This is a genomic window from Streptomyces sp. MZ04 (genome assembly GCF_004684775.1).
Lineage (GTDB): Bacteria > Actinomycetota > Actinomycetes > Streptomycetales > Streptomycetaceae > Streptomyces.
The window spans coordinates 14,082-32,349 of the sequence record NZ_SRIC01000064.1; the positions used below are offsets into that span (position 1 = coordinate 14,082).

Annotated in this window: 17 protein-coding genes and 1 pseudogene; 6 read left to right on the forward strand and 12 right to left on the reverse strand. The window is 69.9% G+C overall.

The window, feature by feature from the left end; translation table 11 throughout:
- Positions 1 to 19: 19 nt before the first annotated feature.
- Positions 20 to 1,462, reverse strand: coding sequence for a HAMP domain-containing sensor histidine kinase (locus tag E2651_RS16310; RefSeq protein ID WP_135331864.1), 1,443 nt, complete (start codon positions 1,460 to 1,462; stop codon positions 20 to 22).
- Complete coding sequence (locus E2651_RS16315; RefSeq protein WP_135331865.1) at positions 1,459 to 2,295, reverse strand: response regulator transcription factor; 837 nt, start codon at positions 2,293 to 2,295, stop codon at positions 1,459 to 1,461. The genes E2651_RS16310 and E2651_RS16315 overlap by 4 nt, the downstream gene beginning before the upstream one ends.
- Before the next feature lie 171 nt (positions 2,296 to 2,466).
- On the opposite strand from E2651_RS16315, the gene E2651_RS16320 reads away from it, so the two are divergent.
- The gene (locus E2651_RS16320) at positions 2,467 to 4,926 is read left to right on the forward strand and encodes an MMPL family transporter (protein WP_135331881.1); all 2,460 of its coding nucleotides are present in this window, start codon (positions 2,467 to 2,469) and stop codon (positions 4,924 to 4,926) included.
- Between the two features lie 61 nt (positions 4,927 to 4,987).
- On the opposite strand, the gene E2651_RS16325 is transcribed toward E2651_RS16320, so the two are convergent.
- On the reverse strand, positions 4,988 to 5,917 hold the full coding sequence (locus E2651_RS16325) for an SMP-30/gluconolactonase/LRE family protein (protein ID WP_135331866.1): 930 nt from the start codon (positions 5,915 to 5,917) through the stop codon (positions 4,988 to 4,990).
- A 115-nt stretch (positions 5,918 to 6,032) separates the two neighbouring features.
- Here E2651_RS16325 and E2651_RS16330 point away from each other — a divergent pair, with 115 nt between their 5' ends.
- Entirely contained in the window at positions 6,033 to 6,485 is a 453-nt protein-coding gene (locus E2651_RS16330) for an Lrp/AsnC family transcriptional regulator (RefSeq protein WP_135331867.1), read from the forward strand.
- Here E2651_RS16330 and E2651_RS16335 read toward each other — a convergent pair.
- Positions 6,416 to 7,720: an MFS transporter gene (locus E2651_RS16335; protein WP_135331868.1), complete on the reverse strand. Its 1,305-nt coding sequence runs from the start codon at positions 7,718 to 7,720 to the stop codon at positions 6,416 to 6,418. The genes E2651_RS16330 and E2651_RS16335 overlap by 70 nt on opposite strands.
- Positions 7,721 to 8,009: 289 nt before the next feature.
- Between E2651_RS16335 and E2651_RS16340 the strand changes: the two genes are divergently transcribed.
- The gene (locus tag E2651_RS16340) at positions 8,010 to 8,471 is read left to right on the forward strand and encodes a MarR family transcriptional regulator (protein ID WP_245238883.1); all 462 of its coding nucleotides are present in this window, start codon (positions 8,010 to 8,012) and stop codon (positions 8,469 to 8,471) included.
- Between the two features lie 32 nt (positions 8,472 to 8,503).
- Here the strand turns inward: E2651_RS16340 and E2651_RS16345 are convergent.
- From E2651_RS16345 to E2651_RS16380, 8 genes and pseudogenes are all read right to left on the reverse strand, one after another.
- Positions 8,504 to 8,899: pseudogene (locus E2651_RS16345) on the reverse strand (VOC family protein); the annotation flags it as partial.
- Between the two features lie 229 nt (positions 8,900 to 9,128).
- A complete protein-coding gene (locus E2651_RS16350) occupies positions 9,129 to 10,193 on the reverse strand; it encodes a hypothetical protein (protein ID WP_135331871.1) in 1,065 nt (354 codons plus the stop codon).
- Complete coding sequence (locus E2651_RS16355) at positions 10,193 to 10,837, reverse strand: hypothetical protein (RefSeq protein ID WP_135331872.1); 645 nt, start codon at positions 10,835 to 10,837, stop codon at positions 10,193 to 10,195. The genes E2651_RS16350 and E2651_RS16355 overlap by 1 nt, the downstream gene beginning before the upstream one ends.
- A 140-nt stretch (positions 10,838 to 10,977) precedes the next feature.
- Entirely contained in the window at positions 10,978 to 11,748 is a 771-nt protein-coding gene (locus E2651_RS16360) for a succinate dehydrogenase iron-sulfur subunit (protein ID WP_135331873.1), read from the reverse strand.
- Positions 11,748 to 13,502 carry a succinate dehydrogenase flavoprotein subunit gene (sdhA, locus tag E2651_RS16365; protein ID WP_135331874.1) on the reverse strand — a complete coding sequence of 585 codons (1,755 nt, stop codon included), beginning with the start codon at positions 13,500 to 13,502 and terminating at the stop codon, positions 11,748 to 11,750. Before sdhA ends, E2651_RS16360 begins: the two co-directional genes overlap by 1 nt.
- Before the next feature lie 16 nt (positions 13,503 to 13,518).
- The gene (locus tag E2651_RS16370; protein WP_135331875.1) at positions 13,519 to 14,001 is read right to left on the reverse strand and encodes a succinate dehydrogenase hydrophobic membrane anchor subunit; all 483 of its coding nucleotides are present in this window, start codon (positions 13,999 to 14,001) and stop codon (positions 13,519 to 13,521) included.
- A gap of 8 nt (positions 14,002 to 14,009) precedes the next feature.
- On the reverse strand, positions 14,010 to 14,390 hold the full coding sequence (sdhC, locus tag E2651_RS16375; RefSeq protein ID WP_135331876.1) for a succinate dehydrogenase, cytochrome b556 subunit: 381 nt from the start codon (positions 14,388 to 14,390) through the stop codon (positions 14,010 to 14,012).
- 149 nt (positions 14,391 to 14,539) lie between these two features.
- Positions 14,540 to 15,010, reverse strand: coding sequence for a 2-oxo-4-hydroxy-4-carboxy-5-ureidoimidazoline decarboxylase (locus E2651_RS16380; RefSeq protein ID WP_280922797.1), 471 nt, complete (start codon positions 15,008 to 15,010; stop codon positions 14,540 to 14,542).
- A 317-nt stretch (positions 15,011 to 15,327) separates the two neighbouring features.
- Between E2651_RS16380 and E2651_RS16385 the strand changes: the two genes are divergently transcribed.
- The 3 genes from E2651_RS16385 (at position 15,328) to E2651_RS16395 (ending at position 18,260) form a co-directional block, all read left to right on the forward strand.
- On the forward strand, positions 15,328 to 16,863 hold the full coding sequence (locus tag E2651_RS16385; RefSeq protein WP_245238879.1) for a glycoside hydrolase family 20 protein: 1,536 nt from the start codon (positions 15,328 to 15,330) through the stop codon (positions 16,861 to 16,863).
- Positions 16,864 to 17,036: 173 nt separating this feature from the next.
- The gene (locus E2651_RS16390) at positions 17,037 to 17,543 is read left to right on the forward strand and encodes a hypothetical protein (RefSeq protein WP_135331878.1); all 507 of its coding nucleotides are present in this window, start codon (positions 17,037 to 17,039) and stop codon (positions 17,541 to 17,543) included.
- A gap of 114 nt (positions 17,544 to 17,657) precedes the next feature.
- Positions 17,658 to 18,260, forward strand: a complete 603-nt coding sequence (locus tag E2651_RS16395) for a hypothetical protein (RefSeq protein WP_135331883.1) — start codon at positions 17,658 to 17,660, stop codon at positions 18,258 to 18,260.
- Positions 18,261 to 18,268: the final 8 nt, after the last annotated feature.

Below are 18,268 nucleotides of genomic sequence, written 5' to 3' on the forward strand. Positions count from 1 at the left end.
CCCGCGTACTGGCCAAGCGTCAACCCGGGCTCTGCGCAGGCAGCGTGACCGTCACCGTGAGCCCCTTGCCCGGAGTCGTCTCCACGGCGACCTGGCCTCCGTGCGCGGTGACGACCCCCTGCACGATCGCCATGCCCAGGCCGCTGCCCGCGCCGCCGCCCGCGCGGAAGAAGCGGTCGAAGATGCGGGCCGCGTCCTCCTCCGCGAGGCCGGGGCCCCGGTCCTCCACGCGCAGCCGCACAAGCCCGTCCGCCCGCTCCAGGCCCAGCGTGACCGGCGCGTCGGAGGGGGTGTGGACGCGTACGTTGCCCAGGAGGTTGCCGAGCACCTTGCGCAGCCCGGACTCGTCCGCGCGGATCAGCAGGGCGCCCTCGGCGCGGACGGTGAGCGGGCGCTCCGGTTCCTGCACCCGCAGATCGTCGGCGGCGTCCCGCACCAGGCGGCTCAAGTCGACGTTCCTGAAGTCCAGTTCCGGCCGCTGGTCCAGGCGGGCCAGGGTGAGGAGTTCGTCGACGAGGCGGCCCATCCGGTCGGCCTCCGCGTTGACGCGGTCCCACGCGCGCGTGCGTTCCGCCGGGTCGCGGAGCATCCCCTTGTCGTACAGCTGGAGATAGCCGCGGATCGCCGACAGCGGCGTACGCAGCTCGTGCGAGGCGTCGGCGACGAAGCGGCGCAGCTGTGCCGAGCTGCGTTCGCGGGTCTCGAAGGCCGATTCGACCTGGTGCAGCATGGAGTTGAGGGCGAGCCGCAGCTGCTCGGTCTCCATCGCGGGGGTGCGGCTCGACGGCACCCGCCGCGTCAGGTCGCCGTCGGCGATCGCGGACGCGGTCTCGACCATGTCCTCCAGCGGGCGCAGACGGTGGTGCGCGGAGATCATCGTCAGGACGGCCAGCAGCGCCAACAGGACCACTCCGAAGGCGGCGTCGACCTTCAGCGCCTTCTTGATGCCCGAATGCAGGCTCTCCGTAGAGGTCGCCATCAGGACGGTCGTGCCGTCGTCGAGTCGCGCGCCCACCGTGCGGTACGGGTCGCCGCCCAAGGTGACGTCGCGCGGCTGCGAGGCGCTGACCAGGGCGCCCGGGTCGTCCACCGCGGAGGCCAGGGCGCGCTGGCGCGGCGTCGGCTCGAGCGAGCCGATGGGAACGGGCTTCCCGGAGGCGCCGATCGCGACGATGAGCGTGTCCGCGCGCGGGAGCCCGTCCCGTTCGGTGCCGTCGGGGGAGAGGCTGTCGAGCGCCATGCCGAGCGCGCTGATGTACTCGATCTGCTTCATGGTGAGACCCATGCGGTGCAGCGAGTCGCGCGACGAGGTCAGCTCCGCGTCGATGTTGTCGAGCAGGAAGTGCCGCATGCCCATGATGCTCACGGCCGTGGCGGTGACGATGCCGAGGGCGAGCAGCGCCACGTTGACCCAGGTGAGCTTGGCGCGCAGCGAGCGCATGCCGCGGTGCGCACGCCTCATGCGAGGCCGTATCCGACGCCCCGCCGGGTCGTGATCACCGGTGGGCCGATGGCGGCCAGTTTGCGCCGCAGATAGCTGATGTAGGTCTCGACGACGGTCGACTCCGCTGTGTGCTCGTAGCTCCACACATGGCGCAGCAGCTGCTCCTTGGGCACGACCCGTCCCGCGTTGCGCACCAGGAAGCGCAGCAGGGCGTACTCGGTCGGCGTGAGCTGCGCCGTGCGGTCCGCGCGGCGCACCACGTACGTCGAGTCGTCCAGTTCGAGGTCTCCGTAGCGCAGCGGCGGGCGCTGGGGGAGCACGTCGCCCGCCCTGGTGCGGCGTAGGACCGCCCCGATTCGGGCGACGACCTCGTCGATGTTGAACGGCTTGGTGATGTAGTCGTCGCCGAAGCCGAGCGCGCCCACGACCTCCGACGGCGCGTCCCGCGCGGTCAGGAACACCAGGGCCAGTTCGGGGCGCCGGGCGCGCAGTTCCCTGCCCAGGGCGCGCCCGTCGCCGTCCGGCAGCATCACGTCCAGGAGCGCCACGTCGGGCCGGGTGCGCCCGTCGAGCGCGAGGGCCTCGCGCACCGTGCCGGCCACCATCACGTCGAAGCGGTGGTAGCGCAGGGCGATGGCGAGCACGTCGGCGATGCTCGGCTCGTCCTCGACGACGAGGACGGTCGCTCCGGCACCGGGCGACGCACCCGGCGATGCACCGGGCGACGCACCCGGCGATGCACCGGGCGATGCACCGGGCGATGCACCGGGCGATGCACCGGGCGATGCACCGGGCGACGCACCCCGCGCCGCTCCGACATCTGTTCCCCGGCGGCCTTCGGCGTGGCTCATACCCTCAGTATCGGCGCGGACGGTGTACGAAGTCCCGGTCCGTGCCTTGGAGTTACTTGAGAATCATGGCCGCGCCCCGCCGCAGGGCCGCCGTGCCGCCGATGCTGAGGTCCGACGAGGGACGGACCTGGGGGACTCGGCGACACGGAGGAGGAACGGATCGTGACGGCATTGGCGCGGTGGTGCTATGCGCACCGCCTGGTGGTCCTTGTGCTGTGGGTGGGTGCCCTGTTCGGCCTGGGGGTGGCGGGAACCTCCGCGGGCACCGAGTATTCGAATGTGTTCTCGCTGCCGGACACGGACTCCACGCACGCGTACGACCTGATGACGAAGGCGTTCCCGGAGCGTTCCGGGGACACCGACACGGTGGTGTGGCGCGTCGACGAGGGCGCGTCGGTGCGCGACGAGGGCGTACGTTCCCGGATCGAGCCCGCGCTGAAGGACATCGCCGGCATGAAGGGCGTCGGCGAGGTCGTGGGCCCGTACGCCTCCAAGGAGGCGGGCGCCGCCCAGATCAGCGAGAACGGGCGGATCGCCTACGCCCAGGTGACCTTCACCGAGCAGGCGAACTCCGTCCCCAAGGACCTCGTCCAGGGCGTCGTGGACGCGGCTCAGAACGCCGAACGCGACGGCCTCCAGGTCGAACTGGGCGGCCAGGCGATCACCCGCATCCAGGAGCCGCCCACCGGCACCTCCGAACTAGTCGGCATCGCGGCCGCCGCGGTCGTGCTCTTCCTCGCCTTCGGTTCGCTCTTCGCGATGGTCCTGCCGATCGTCATCGCCGTCTTCGGAGTGGGCCTGGGCATGCTCTCGACGATGCTGCTCAGCCATGTCACGGACATCCCCGAAGTGGCCCCGCTGCTCGGCTCCCTGATCGGCCTGGGCGTGGGCATCGACTACGCGCTCTTCATCGTGACCCGGCACCGGCGCGGCATCCTGCGCGGCATGGAGCCGCGGGAGGCGGCGGTGCAGGCGCTGAACACCTCCGGCCGCGCCGTGCTGTTCGCGGGCGGCACGGTGTGCATCGCGCTCGCCGGGATGCTGGTGATGAACATGCGCTTCCTGGACGGCGTGGTCATCGCGGCCTCCCTGACGGTGATCCTGAGCGTCCTCGCGGCGATCACCCTGCTGCCCGCGCTCCTCGGGCTGCTCGGCCCCCGGGTGCTCAGCCGCAGGCAGCGGCGCCGACTCGCGGCGACGGGGCCCGAGCCCGCCGAGTCGAGCGGCCTCGCGGCGCGCTGGTCGACGTACGTACAGAAGAGGCCGCGTTCGATCGCGGCACTCGCCTTCGTAGTGATGGCCTTCCTCGCCCTGCCGCTGCTCTCCCTGCGGCTCGGCGCGACCGACCAGGGCAATCACCAGGAGTCGACGACGACCCGGCAGGCGTACGACATGCTGGCCGAGGGCTTCGGTCCGGGATTCAACGGCCCGCTCCAAGTAGTGGCCGAACAAGGCGACACCGCGGGCCTGGTGGAGAGCATCCGGGCCACGGAGGGCGTCGCCCAGGTCGCCGCCGCACCGCCCTCGGAGGGCATCTCGGTCATCAACGTCGTCCCCACGACCTCCCCCCAGTCCGAGGAGACGGACCAGCTCATCGACCGGCTACGGGGAGAGGTGATTCCGGAGGCCGGCGTCGAGGCGCACGTCGGCGGCGTGACGGCCATCTTCAAGGACTTCGCCGCGGTGACGGGTGACCGGCTGCCCTACTTCGTAGGAGCGATCATCGCGCTCGGCTTCCTCCTGCTGCTGATCGCGTTCCGCTCCCTGGTGGTGCCCCTGACGGCCGCCCTGATGAATCTGATCGCGGCGGCCGCGTCCTTCGGCGTACTGGTGGCGGTCTTCCAGTGGGGCTGGGGCACGGAGATCCTCGGCGTCGGCAAGGAGGGACCGATCACGGCGTTCCTGCCCGTCATCATGCTGTCGCTGCTCTTCGGGCTCTCGATGGACTACCAGGTGTTCCTGGTGAGCCGCATGCACGAGGAATGGGTGCATACGAAGGACAACGCCCGCGCGGTCCGGGTGGGCCTCGCCGAGACGAGCAGGGTCATCAACTGCGCGGCCCTGATCATGATCTGCGTCTTCTCCGCGTTCGTCCTGAGCGGCGACATGGAGGGCGCCATGGCGGGCATCGGCCTGGCCGCGGCGGTGGCCCTGGACGCCTTCATCCTGCGTACGGCCCTCGTCCCGGCGGCGATGCATCTGCTCGGCCGCGCCAACTGGTGGCTCCCCGCAGGCCTGGAGAAGCGACTGCCGCACCTGGCGGTGGAGCCACGGGAGCCGGAGCCCGCCCCGTCCGAAACCGTCCCCCACGCACGCGTGGAGTCCAACGGCTCGGGCATGGCCTCCGTATCGGACATCGCCTCCGTAGTGCACGGTTTCATCCGCACCACGGAGGGCGAACCGGTGGCGGGCGCGACCCTGACGCTCCTCTCCAAGGGCGGCCGCCAGTTGGACCGCGTGACGTCCCTGGCCGACGGCTCGTACATCGTGGCGGCCCCGTCGGCGGGCGCCTACCTGCTGGCCGCCACGGCCCCCGGCCACGCCTCACGCGCCCGGCACATCGTGGTCGCGGACGAGCCGCTCCTGTACGACGTGGAGCTGGCTCCGGGGGAGGTGGACGCGGTCAACTGAGCCAGGCCGGGGCACTGAGCCAGGCCGGGGCACTGAGTCCGGCCGGGGTGCCAAAAAGAGCTCAGACGGCCGTCCGCACCCGCGGCAGCCCGGTCACGGACATCACCAGCGAGTACAGCGAGGTCGTCGCCGCGATGAAGAGCCGGTTGTTCTTCGGACCGCCGAAGGCGATGTTGGCGACGGCCTCGGGGACCGTGATCCGCCCGATGAGGGTGCCGTCGGGGTCGTAGCAGTGCACCCCGTCGTAGAGGGCGGCCGCCCACAGCCTGCCCTCGTCGTCGAAGCGGATGTTGTCGAAGCCGGAGTCCTTCGACTCGGCGAAGACGGTGCCGTCCGACAGCGTCGCCCCGTCGTCACCGACATCGAAGACGCGGATCCTGGCGGCACGTGAGTCCGAGACGTACAACTGCCGCTCGTCGGGCGAGAAGACGAGCCCGTTGGGCCCCTCGAAGCCGTCGGCGACGATTCGCACGTCACCGGTGACGGGGTCGATCCGGTAGACGTTGCAGGCGCCGATCTCGGCAGGCGCCCGGAACCCCTCGTAGTCACTGGTGATCCCGAAATCCGGGTCGGAAAACCAAACCGACCCGTCGGAGCGGACCACCGCGTCGTTCGGGCTGTTGAACCGCTTGCCCTCGAAGCGGTCGGCGAGGACGGTGACGCGGCCGTCGTGCTCGGTGCGGGTGACACGGCGGTTGCCCTGCTCGCAGCAGATCAACCGCCCCTCCCGGTCGAGGGTGTTGCCGTTGACGTGCCCGGCGGGCGTCCGGAAGACGCCGACCGTGCCGGTCGCCTCGTCCCAGCGGAGCAGCCGGTCGTTGGGTATGTCGCTCCAGACGAGCTGGCGCCAGGCGGGCAGATAGAGCGGCCCCTCGGCCCACCGGCAGTCGTCGTACAGCACTTCGAGCTTGCTGTCCCCGTTGGCGCAACGCCCCGTACGGAAGCGGTCGTCCAGAATCTCGTACGACGTCGGGTACTTCTGGGAAGACATGACGGCACCCCTCTGAAGCCTGAGCGAATGTTATTCGGCACTGGAACCGTATAGCAGTACGAGATACGGTGTGGCCCAAAGATCGCAAAATGAGGGAGAGGGGGCGCGGGTGCGAGTGGACGACACCGATCGTGAACTGCTGGCGCTGCTACAGGAGGACGCCGGCCAGTCCTACGTGAACCTGGGCAAGGCGGTGGGCCTCTCGGCGGGCGCGGCCCACGAGCGCGTACGCAAGCTGCGCGAGCGCGGGGTGATCCGCCGCACGACGGTCGACGTCGACCCCGCGGCCGTGGACCGGGGAGTCCTGGCCTTCGTCATGGTCGACTCGACGGCGTGGATGGGGGACCGGGCGGAGGACTTCGCCGCGATCCCCGAGATCCAGGAGGCGCATGTCATCGCGGGTGCGGCGAGCGTCCTGGTCAAGGTCCGCACGTCGACGACGGAGCAGCTCCAGGACGTGCTGCGGCGGCTGTACGCGATCGACGGGGTGAGCGGCACTCAGGCGACGGTGTCCCTGGAGACGTTCTTCGAGCGCCCGGTGTCGCCTTCGCCGTCCGGGGTGAACTGACCGTACCCGCCCCCGACTTCACGAGGCGCACCCGCGCCGCCTGCCCCGAACCGGCGCACTCCCGGCACCGCCGCCGTTCCCACGCACGCGACGCCGACCACGCAGGCCGCGATCCAGAGGGGCGCCGCCACGCCCCACGCGTCCGCCGCGAGGGGCGCGAGCACGTACCCGAGGGGCATCGCGGCCATCGAGAGCAGCCAGTCGTACGAGGTGACGCGGGCCAGCACGCCGGGCGGTATCGCCGCCTGGACCGAGGTCTCCCACACGGGGCTGAGGAAGCCGAGGCCCGCCTGTGCGACGGCGTAGGCGCCGATGACGATCGGGGCGGGGGCCTCGGCGGCGAGCAGGCCGAGGGGCAGGGCGTACGTCGCGAGGCCCAGGTTGGCCGTCAGGATCGGGCGCCGGGGCCGGGCCCGCCCCGCGAGCAGCGAGCCGAGCAGCAGCCCGACCGCACCCGCCTGCAGGATGCCGATCCACACGCCCTCGCCGCCCAACTCCTTGACGGCGAGCGCGGGTCCGAGGGTGGTGAGCACGGCGGCGGCGCCGTTCCACGCCGAGTGCGCGACGAGGCTGGTCCAGTACCAGTCCCGGCACCGCACCTCTTGCCACCCCTCGACCAGGTCCCTACGGAGTGAACGGCGCCCCTCCGGGGCGACCCGCCGCACCCGGATGGCGGCCAGCAGGCACGCGCTGACGGCGAACGAGACCCCGTCGAGCACGAATGCCCAGCCGGGGCCCGCGTACTTGATGAGGAGCCCGGCGAGCGCGGGCCCGCCGGCCATGGCGGTGCTCTTGACGACGCCGAGCGCGGAGTTGGCGGCGTGCCGCTCCTTCCCGTCGACGGTGCCGGTGATGAGGGTCGGCAGGGTGGGCATGGCGAACGCGGAGGCGGCGCCGCCGACCGCCGATGCGAGGGCGATGTGCCACAACTGGGGGTCACCCCCCAGGAGTTCGACGCCTACGAAGAGCTGCGTCAGGCACCGCACGACGTCGGTGCCGAGCGCGACGGTACGGGCGTTGAACCGGTCGCCGACGACCCCGCCGAGCGGAAGCAGCAGCAGCCTCGGCCCCATCGCGCAGCCGAGGACGAGGGCAAGCGCGGAGGCGGAGCCGGTGGCGCGGATGACGGCTAGGGAGAGGGCGGCGGGGATGACGGCGTCGCCGATGAGGGAGAGGGAGCGGCCGAGGAAGAGCAGCCGGAAGGGGCGGTTGCGCAGCAGGGGGTGCGACGGCATGGAGAGGACTGTATTTCGGAACCGAATTATTCGTCAACGAAATATCTGGGACCGAAGTAGGCTGCGCTCCATGGCGGACAAGGGCGACGGCACGACGGCGAGGGACGCGGGATCGGCGAGGGACGCGGGAACCGGGAACGTACCCGAGAAGGCCCACGAAGAAGTCCCCGAGAAGGCCCACGAAGAAGTCCCCGAGAGGGCCCACGAAAAAGTCCCCGAGAAGGCCCACGAAGAAGTCCCCGGGCCGGCCCGAGACTGGACCGACGGTCACGTCGAACGCTGGCTCCCCGTGCTCCCCGGCCTCGACCCCGACATCGAGGGCGCCGTCACCCGCATGAAGAAGCTGACGGTGTATCTGCGCCGGATCCGCGAGCAGTCCCTGATCGACTTCGACCTGGAGCGCCCGGAGTTCGACACCCTCCACAAGCTGGCGGGCCGCGGCGGCCGGGCATCCCCCTCCGAGCTGGCCGCCGACCTGGACCTCGCTCCCGCCTCCGTAACGGGCCGCCTGGACGGCCTGGAGAGCCGGGGCCTGATCCGCCGCACCCCCTCGAAGAAGGACCGGCGCCGGGTCGACGTGGAGCTGACGAAGTCCGGCCGCCTGATCTGGCTCGGCGCGATGGATGTCCTCGGCCACGAGGAGTACCGCCTGCTCGGCGTCCTCTCGAAGGACGAGCGGGCCCAGTTCTCGGACATGCTGCGCCGCATCATGCTGGTGGCGGAGGAGGGCGGCGGCGCGTCCTGGCGCTGACGCCCGCCCGACGCGACTCCTGCCCCCTGCGGTTAACTCCGCGCCAGTTCGGGCCGCTTGCAGTAGTCGGTGAACCCGACGACGTTCCCCCACGGGTCGGCGACCTCCACGGTCCACCCCGTGGCCACGGAGAACGGCGGCGCGAGCAGCTTGACCCCCGCCGCGTCCAGCGCACGCCCCGCCGCGCGCGCGTCGCGCACCTCGAGCCACACCCTGGGGGAGGCCCACGGCGGCGGCTGCCGGACGGCTTCGTCCTCCACGCGCAGCAGAACGCCGGGCATCTCCTTGCCGACCTTGAGGATGGCGAGCCCGATCTCGTCGATCCGGGCGGAGACGGGGAACCCGAGACGCTCGTAGAACCCGACGGCCTCGTCGAGGTCACCGACGGGCAGGAGGACGTTGTCGAACCCGAGGAGATCGGTCGCCTGTCCGGCTGTCTTGTCCGCGGACTGGCCGACGGTCTTGTCCGCGGACTGTCCGGCGGTCTTGTCCGCGGACTGGCCGACGGACTGGTCAGCTGACAGGCCGACCGACTGGTTGTCTGACATTCCGTCAGAGTAGGTCGCCCGGCCCGGATTCAGCCGCACTGCCACCGCGGGGCGCCCACATGGACGCGGACGTCACCCGGCTGGCGTGCAGGGCGGCTGCCGCCGCGGGTCAGCGGTTGATCGACTGGATCTCCTGGACATTGATGTCCTGCGTCCCGTCGAACGTGCCGTTCGGCAGGTCACCGCCCGCACCGCCGGTGCCCTCCCAGGTGATCTCCCAGGTGACGGACGCCTTCAGCTGGAACGGCTTTCCGTCGGTGGCCCGCAGATAGGCGATGCCGCACGGCGGGTCCTGCTTCGAGGAGCCCTTCGTGTACGGGGTGCCGATGCTGCCGTCGTCGTTGACCTCGCACTCACCGGACGCGGGGAACGTCGTGGCGTCCGCCGTACCGGGCTCCAGGTGCAGGCTGACCGGCTTGGCCGTGGTCTCCGCCCACAGGCCGGTGCCGGGCAGTTCGGCGCGGACCTTGACGTCCTCGAAGGTGCCCTTGTCCAGCCACACCCAGGTGGGCAGGTTCACCGTCGACTTGCCTTCCGGCTTCATCTCGACCTTGGTGTCGGGGACCTTGATCTGGTCGTACGCGTACGAGGCGAGGACCTTGGGCGTCGGGGCGTTGGCGATCTTCGGGATGGTCCCGGCGTCCTGCCAGAAGAGGTTCTTCTCGCATTCGTACGCCTCCGGGTCGCCCTCCATGTCCGGGTTGACGACGCCCCGCCAGAACTTGCCGTCCTTGCCGATGTTGAAGTCCTTGTAGCCCTCGGCGCCGTCGGACTGGGTCTTGCCCTTCTCGTAGTGATCGACCATCAGCTGCTCGCCCCAGCTGAGGCTGGGCGTGACCGGGACCAGGTTCTCGTTGGGGGTCTTCTTGAGCTGGTCCGTCGCGGCCTTCACCTCTTCGGACGTCGCCACGGGCTCGTACCAGCAGGCCGGGGGCTTCCAGTTCGGGTCCACCGGGACGACGGGCTTGTTGGACGAACCGCCCTTGCCGCCGCTGACCTGGCTGACCTCGATGCTGGTGGTCCCGGCTCCGGCCATGAGCGTCTTGCCGTTCGCGCCGCCCGCAGGACCCGGGTTCTGGTTGTTCTTGTCCCCGATGGCATACGCCGTCGAGGAGAGGCCCAGGGTGAGCGCCGTGGCGAGGAGGAAGGCCCCTGCCTTCGCGGTCGTCCGCATCACTTGCACCCGCCCGGAACGGTCTCCAGCGAGACGGTCTGCCACACGCCCTGCTCGGACTTGGTGAGCCTGGCCCGGTACTGCAGGACGGATTCGGGGCTGTCGGGGGTGGCCGTGACCTTCTTGGTCTTGCGGTTCTTCGTGGAGGCCTTGCGCTCGTCGACGCAGTAGAAGAACACAGCGGCGTCCTTTCCGTTGACGTTCACCTTGGGGCTGTAGGCCTTGATCTCGCCGATCAGGCTGTCGTCGGTCTCGGTGAAGCCCTTGATCCACTTGCGGGCCGTGGTGAGGGAGGCACCCGAGTTGTAGAACGCCACCGCGTCCGACTCCGGTTCCGCGTCGATGATCGCCGCGTACTTCGCCCGCAGCTCTTCCCGCCCGTCGTCCAGGATCGCCTGCTGCTTCGGGTCGCTGTTCGTCCAGCCCGCGAAGTTCGCCCGGAACTCGGCCGGCAGTTTGATCTCGGGTCGCTTGACCTTGTCGTTCCCAGAGGGTTCGGCGGAAGCCGAAGCCTTCCCGCCTCCCTCACCCGCTCCCTCGATCTTGTCGGAGGACTTGTCGTCGCCTTCCGATCCACATGCGGTCAACAGCAGGGCCGCGGAGGCCGTCAGCGCGGCCGTCACGAGACGGATGGGGCGGTTCACTTCGGACTCCTGATGAGTGAGTGGGGGGATACGCAAGCGAACCCACGCTATCTGTGGGGCGCTTGGGAATGCACATGGACCCCGCTCCTCAAAAGGAGCGGGGTCCACAGTGACGTACGGACGAGACGAGAAGGAAGGAATCAGAAGCGGCGCGTGATCAGCGCGCGCTTCACTTCCTGGATCGCCTTGGTGACCTCGATGCCACGCGGGCAGGCGTCCGTGCAGTTGAACGTCGTGCGGCAACGCCACACGCCGTCCTTGTCGTTGAGGATCTCCAGGCGCTGCTCGCCCGCCTCGTCACGCGAATCGAAGATGAAACGGTGCGCGTTGACGATCGCGGCCGGGCCGAAGTACTGGCCGTCGTTCCAGAAGACCGGGCACGAGGACGTGCAGGCCGCGCAGAGGATGCACTTCGTCGTGTCGTCGAAGCGCTCGCGGTCCTCGGCGGTCTGGAAGCGCTCGCGGGTGGGCTCGTTGCCCTTCGTCACCAGGAACGGCATGACGTCGCGGTACGCCTGGAAGAACGGGTCCATGTCGACGACCAGGTCCTTCAGGACCGTCAGTCCCTTGATCGGCTCGACCGTGATCGGCTTGTCCGGGTTGAGGTCCTTGATCAGGGTCTTGCAGGCCAGACGGTTACGGCCGTTGATGCGCATGGCGTCCGAGCCGCAGATGCCGTGGGCACAGGAGCGGCGGAACGTCAGGGTGCCGTCCAGGTCCCACTTGATCTTGTGGAGGCCGTCGAGCACACGCTCCTTGGGGTCGATCTCCAGCTGGAAATCTTCCCACGTCGCCTCCGCCGAGACCTCGGGGTTGAAGCGGCGGATGCGGAACGTGACCGTGATGTACGGGGAGTCGGCGAAGCCCGCCTCGGGCTTCGCGTCTTCCTTGTCGAGGGTCGGGGTTGCCATCAGTACTTACGCTCCATCGGCTGGTAGCGGGTCTGGACGACCGGCTTGTAGTCGAGCCGGATCGAGTCCTTGCCGTCGTCGGCGACCTCGCGGTACGCCATGGTGTGGCGCATGAAGTTGACGTCGTCGCGGTTCGGGTAGTCCTCGCGGTAGTGACCGCCGCGGGACTCCTTGCGGGCCAGGGCGGACTGCGCCATGACCTCGGCCAGGTCGAGCAGGTTGCCCAGCTCGACGGCCTCCAGGAGGTCGGTGTTGAAGCGCTTGCCCTTGTCCTGGATCGAGACGTTCTTGTAGCGCTCGCGGAGTTCCGCGATCTTCTCTACCGCCGTCTTGATCGTCTGCTCCGTGCGGAACACCATGACGTTGGCGTCCATGGTCTCCTGCAGCTCCTTGCGGAGCTCGGCGACCCGCTCGGTGCCCTTGGCGTCGCGCAGCTGCTCGACGAGGCCGACGACCAGCTCCTCCGGGTTCTCGGGAAGCTCGACGTAGTCGTTCTTCGCGGAGTACTCGGCTGCCGCGATGCCCGCACGACGCCCGAAGACGTTGATGTCCAGGAGGGAGTTCGTGCCCAGGCGGTTGGCGCCGTGCACGGAGACGCAGGCCACCTCGCCCGCCGCGTACAGACCCGGGACGACCGTGGTGTTGTCCGCGAGGACCTCACCCTCGACGTTCGTCGGGATGCCGCCCATGGCGTAGTGCGCGGTCGGCTGGATCGGGATCGGGTCCGTGTAGGGCTCGATGCCGAGGTACGTACGCGCGAACTCCGTGATGTCCGGGAGCTTCGCGTCCAGCTGCTCCGGCGGGAGGTGCGTCAGGTCCAGGTAGACGTGGTCGCCCTCGGGACCGCAGCCGCGGCCTTCGCGGATCTCCGTGTAGATGGAGCGCGAGACGACGTCACGCGACGCGAGGTCCTTCATGACGGGCGCGTACTTCTCCATGAAGCGCTCGCCGTCCTTGTTACGGAGGATGCCGCCCTCACCACGGGCGCCCTCCGTAAGAAGGATGCCCATACGCCAGATGCCGGTCGGGTGGAACTGGAAGAACTCCATGTCCTCCAGCGGCAGCCCGCGCCGGTAGCAGGCCGCCTGGCCGTCACCGGTGAGCGTGTGCGCGTTCGAGGTCACCTTGAAGAACTTGCCGGTGCCGCCGGACGCGTAGACCACGGCCTTCGCCTGGAAGATGTGGATCTCGCCGGTGGCCAGCTCGTAGGCGACCACGCCGGCGCTCTTCTTGACGCCGTCCTCCTCCACGATGATCTGGTCGAGGACGTAGAACTCGTTGAAGAACTCCACACCCTCCTTGACGCAGTTCTGGTAGAGGGTCTGGAGGATCATGTGGCCCGTGCGGTCCGCGGCGTAGCAGGACCGGCGGACCGGCGCCTCACCGTGGTTGCGGGAGTGGCCGCCGAAGCGCCGCTGGTCGATGGTGCCGTCCGGCGTGCGGTTGAACGGCAGGCCCATCTTCTCCAGGTCGAGGACCGCGTCGATGGCCTCCTTCGCCAGGATCTCGGCGGCGTCCTGGTCGACCAGGTAGTCGCCGCCCTTGATCGTGTCGAAGGTGTGCCACTCCCAGTTGTCCTCCTCCACGTTGGCGAGCGCGGCGGCCATGCCGCCCTGCGCCGCGCCCGTGTGGGAGCGGGTCGGGTAGAGCTTCGTCAGGACCGCGGTGCGGCTGCGCTTCGTCGACTCGATGGCCGCGCGCATGCCCGCGCCACCGGCGCCGACGATGACAGTGTCGTACTTGTGAATCTTCACTGGGTTCGCCTCGGCTTTAGCGGATGTTCGGGTCGAAGGTGAAGATCACCAGCGTGCCCAGAAGGATGGTGAACACCGTGGCGGTGTACAGCAGGCCCTTGAGCCACAGGCGCGTGTCGGCGCGCTCCGCGTAGTCGTTGATGACCGTGCGCAGGCCGTTGGTCCCGTGCAGCATCGCGAGCCACAGCATCAGCAGATCCCAGACCTGCCAGAACGGGGACGCCCAGCGTCCTGCGACGAACGCGAAGCCGATCTTCGAAACTCCGCCGTCGAGCACCAGCTGGATCAGCAGGTGGCCGATGACCAGGACGACCAGGACGACACCGGACAGGCGCATGAAGAGCCATGCGGCCATCTCGAAGTTGCCGCGGGTCGAGCGCGGGGTCTTGGAGGTGCGCTTGCGCGGCGCCTCGATGAGCGGGGCCGGGTTGTCGACGTCGTAGAGCGTGGCGCCTTCGACGGGACCCACTCCGGACTTCTCAAGCGTGGTCTCAGACATGTCTGGCGTCAGCTCCCGAAGACTTCGCGGACGGCGTGGCCGAGGACCGGGTAGAGCGCCCCCACCATCAGGACGGCCCAGATGCCGACGACGTACCAGAGCATCTGCTTCTGGTAGCGCGGGCCCTTCGACCAGAAGTCGACGGCGATGACACGCAGGCCGTTCAGCGCGTGGAAGAGGATGGCGGCGACCAGGCCGTACTCAAGGAGTGCGACGAGGGGCGTCTTGTAGGTGCTGACGACATCGTCGTACGCCTCGGGGGAGACGCGGACGAGAGCGGTGTCCAGCACATGCACGAACAGGAAGAAGAAGATGAGGACGCCGGTGACTCGGTGAGCCACCCAGGACCACATTCCTTCCCGGCCGCGGTACAGCGTTCCAGCCGGCACGGCAGAACCCTCCGGGAGCGGGGATTGGGGCCAGCCGGCTTGGGTGGTCGGACGGGCCCGGCCGGGTACGGTCCACCGGCCGCTCGTCATCGTATCGACGAGTTGTCGGTTCGCTCGCGCGGGGTAGCCAGGTGTGATCAAACAGGCAATCAAACAGGCACGTACGGGCTATTCAGGTCGTGCACGAGCCGGGTGAGTCGCCCGCGGGCGAGCTTGCGCAGTTCCTCGGCGGCCAGGACGCGCTCCTCCTCCGGGTCGTTGCCCAGGCGCGCGCGGATTCCGGCGAGCAGATGGTCCAGGGCCTCGCCCTGGGCGACGCCGTCCAGACAGATCACGAATACGTGACCGAAGCGGCTCTCGTACGCGGCGTTCGCGGCGCTCAGTGCGGTGTCCGCGGCGGAGTACGTCCCCTGGCGGGGGACGCGCGGCTCGAGAGGTTCGCAGGCCAGGGCCTCGGTGAGGTCCGCGGGCGGGAGGTCGTACGCCGCCTCGTCGGACGCGGCGAGCAGCGCGTCGAGGTCGGGGTAGGGCCGGTGGGCGACGAGGCGACGGGCCCAGGCGTGGCTGCCGCAGCAGGTGAGCAGCGTGGCTTCGGCAGCTGCCGGCTCTGCGTTGTTCAGCTGCTCTGGGGTGCGGGGCGAACTGTGCGGGGGCAGCGGGGACTCCTGGTGCGCCTGGTGCCTGTCCCTGGGCAGGGGGCATCGATGAGGGACGGCTGAGGGATTTGTCGTAACGCTAGCGAGATGTGGTGGGGGCTGTCTGACGGATGCGTGAATTTCACCCGGATGGGAGAGTTTCGCTTCGCGTGGTGGACGGTACGGCCGCGGGCCCCGTTTTACCGTGGGCGGATGACTGGTGTCTGTGCACAGGGCGGCAAGCAGTGATCCCCCGCCGGTTGGCCGTCGCCGCCGGAGTCGTCGCTGCCGGGGCCGTTGCCTTGACCGTTGCCGTCTGGCCCGACGGGAGTGATGGTTCGGGCGAGGCCACCGCGTCCCCCTCCGACGGCAAGTCCGCCGTCTCGCAGACTCCCGCCCCATCGCCCACGAAGTCGTACCCCCTCTCCAAGGCCCCGGCCGTCATCCCCGCCGTGCGTGAGCACACCGCCGCGCGCGGGCCGGGATGGCGGCCCGCGCCCGGTGGACGCGTCGTCGTCGCGGACGAGGACCTCGCGGACGAGGGCAAGCTGATCGCCGGTGAGCTCAAGCTCGCGTACGCGGGCGACGACGATCCCCGCAAGGGGGACGTGGAGCTGGTGCTGGACCCCGACGCCGACGGGGGTGACGAGTCGTACACGCTCTCCGTGAAGGGGCAGCGGGTGAAGATCAGCGCTCCGGCCGAAGCGGGTGTCTTCTACGGGACGCGCACGCTGAAGCAGGAGGTGACGGGGGAGCGGACCGCGCCCGAGGGTGTCGTGCGGGACCGGCCCGCCAAGCCCCAGCGCGGCTTCATGATCGACACCGCCCGCAAGCACTTCAGCGCGGAGTGGATCGAGGACCGCGTACGCGAACTCGGCGACCTCAAGTACAACCAGCTCGGCCTGCACTTCTCCGACGACCAGGCGTTCCGCATCGAATCGGACTCGCACCCCGAGGTCGTCTCGCCAGAGCACCTGACCAAGGCGCAGGTCCGCCGCATCCTCAAGCTCGCGGCCGCCCGGCACATCACCGTCGTGCCGGAGATCGACTCGCCGGGCCACCTCGGCGCGGTCATCAAGGCGCACCCCTCCCTCCAGCTCGTCGACGCCCGGGGTGTCGCCTCGCGCGGCGCGGTGGACATCTCCAAGCCGCAGGCCGCCGAGATCGTCGACGACCTGCTCGAGGAGTTCGCGGACCTCTTCCCCGGGCGCTACTGGCATCTCGGCGCCGACGAGTACCGCGCCCTCATGGTCGACAACCCGGAGGCCTCCTATCCGCAGCTGGCCGCCGCGGCCCGCGAGCGGTACGGGCAGGGCGCCCGCGTCCAGGACCTCACCACCGGCTGGCTCAACGACCGGGCCGACACCCTGCGCCCGTACGAACGGCGACTCAAGGCGTGGAACGACGGGTTCTTCCGCGGCGGAGTCGAGGAGGCGGCCGACGATCTGGAGGTCGCGTACTGGACGGGCAAGGAGATCGGCGCGCGGGAGCCCGTCGAATATCTGAAGGCGGGCCGGAAGGTCGTCAATTACAACGACGAGTACCTGTATTACGTGCTCGGCCAGCCGAACGCCTTCGTCTATCCGACCGGACAGCGGATCTACGAGCAGTGGACCCCGCTGGTGATCCGCGGGACGAGACCGGTGAGCGCCGAGTACGACGACCAGATCCTCGGCGGCACCTTCGCGGTGTGGTGCGATCTGGCCGGGGCGCAGACCCCGGAACAGGTCGCGGCGGGGATCAGGCTGCCGCTGCGGGCGACGATCCAGAAGCTGTGGGATCCGCGTAGGCCGACGCTGCCGTGGGGCGACTTCGTGAAGCTCGCCGAGATGTCGTAGGGAGTCGCTGGGGAGTCGCAGAGGAGTTGCGGGGGAGCCGCAGGGGGAGCCGCAGGGATCCGTTTTCTGCTTTTTGGTGGCGAACTCGCGTAACTCTGTGGTGTATTCGGCCCAAAGCCGATCGCAGCCGTCGAGCGCAGTTGAGCAGAGTCGAACCACGGGGGGACGCGGGCATGGGCTACTGGGGTTACTACGTCGTGGGCAGGAGCGAGCGGCCGCTCGTGGAGCTCACGGCGGTGGCGGGGGTGCGGGACGAGCTCAGCCTCCTCGTCCAGCGGGACGACGGCTGGCAGGTGTGGGAGGTGCCGGGCGGCGACGCCGCGCGGGACGTCGGCAGCATGAACACCCTCGCCCTGGAGACGGGCTCGCCCGCGCTCTTCGGATACGTCATGGACAGCGACTGCGTGGTCGTCGAGGCGGCCGCCCCGGAGAGCGGGGCCTGGACGACCTGCCTGGCGAGGACCGCGATGGCGGGATACCTGGGCGACGACGGGCTCAGCCTCGACGACTACTTCCTTGAGTCGCGCGACGCGGCGGACCGTGCGGTGGCCTGGGCTGCGGAGTCGGGCAGGACGGTGCCCGCGGCGCCGATCCTCGACGTGCTGAACGCCGCCGCGGAGCCCTCGGCGGAGCAGCTCTTCTTCCGCTTTCTGGACCGTCTGGGCGTTGTGCCGCAGTGATTGGCGGGGCTCCCGTTCCGCTTCTCTGCCGTGACTGTTCCGTGGCTGTGTGACGTTCCCGGCGGGCCGCACGCAGTAGAGGACGTGCAGAGTCCGCAACGGGAGGCGTACATCATGGGCGGCCCGAGCCTGGTCGAGTTGATAGCCGAGGCCGACGAGAGAGGTCTCGCGGCGAGCGGCCTCGCCTGCCTCGACCGGTGCCTACCGCTCCTCGGGGGCGGTGACGAGGTGCTCCGGCCGCTGTGGGGGAGCCTCGCGGAGGGCGGCGCGTGGGACGCGGCGCTTGCCGTGGCCAGGGCGGCGCTCACGGGCGGCGCCTCGCAGGAGGCGGGCGGTTTCTCGGAGGAGGCCGTCGGCGACGAGGCCGTCACCCTCGCGCACCGCATGCTCGGCGCCGTGCCCGCCGCGCGTTCCGCCGCCGAGCTGCGCGAGTGGGCCGACGCCTGCTCGGTCGCCGCGCTGCAGATCCACCGGCTGCTGGACACCATGCCGGACGGCGGCTCGCAGCGGTCGTCCGTGACCGCGCGGCGCGAGGGGCGCACGGACGGCATGTCGCCGCTGGTCGCCGCCGAGTTGCGCCGCCAGATCCGGATTCTGGAGCTGCTGGCCAACCAGGGTGCCGGTGCGGGCGGGCTCCGCCAGGCGCTTGACGTGTCGACGGAGGGGCGCAGGGTGCTGCGGGCCGTGGTGTCGCGGCGGGAGCGGGGGCGGGGGTAGTTCTGGGG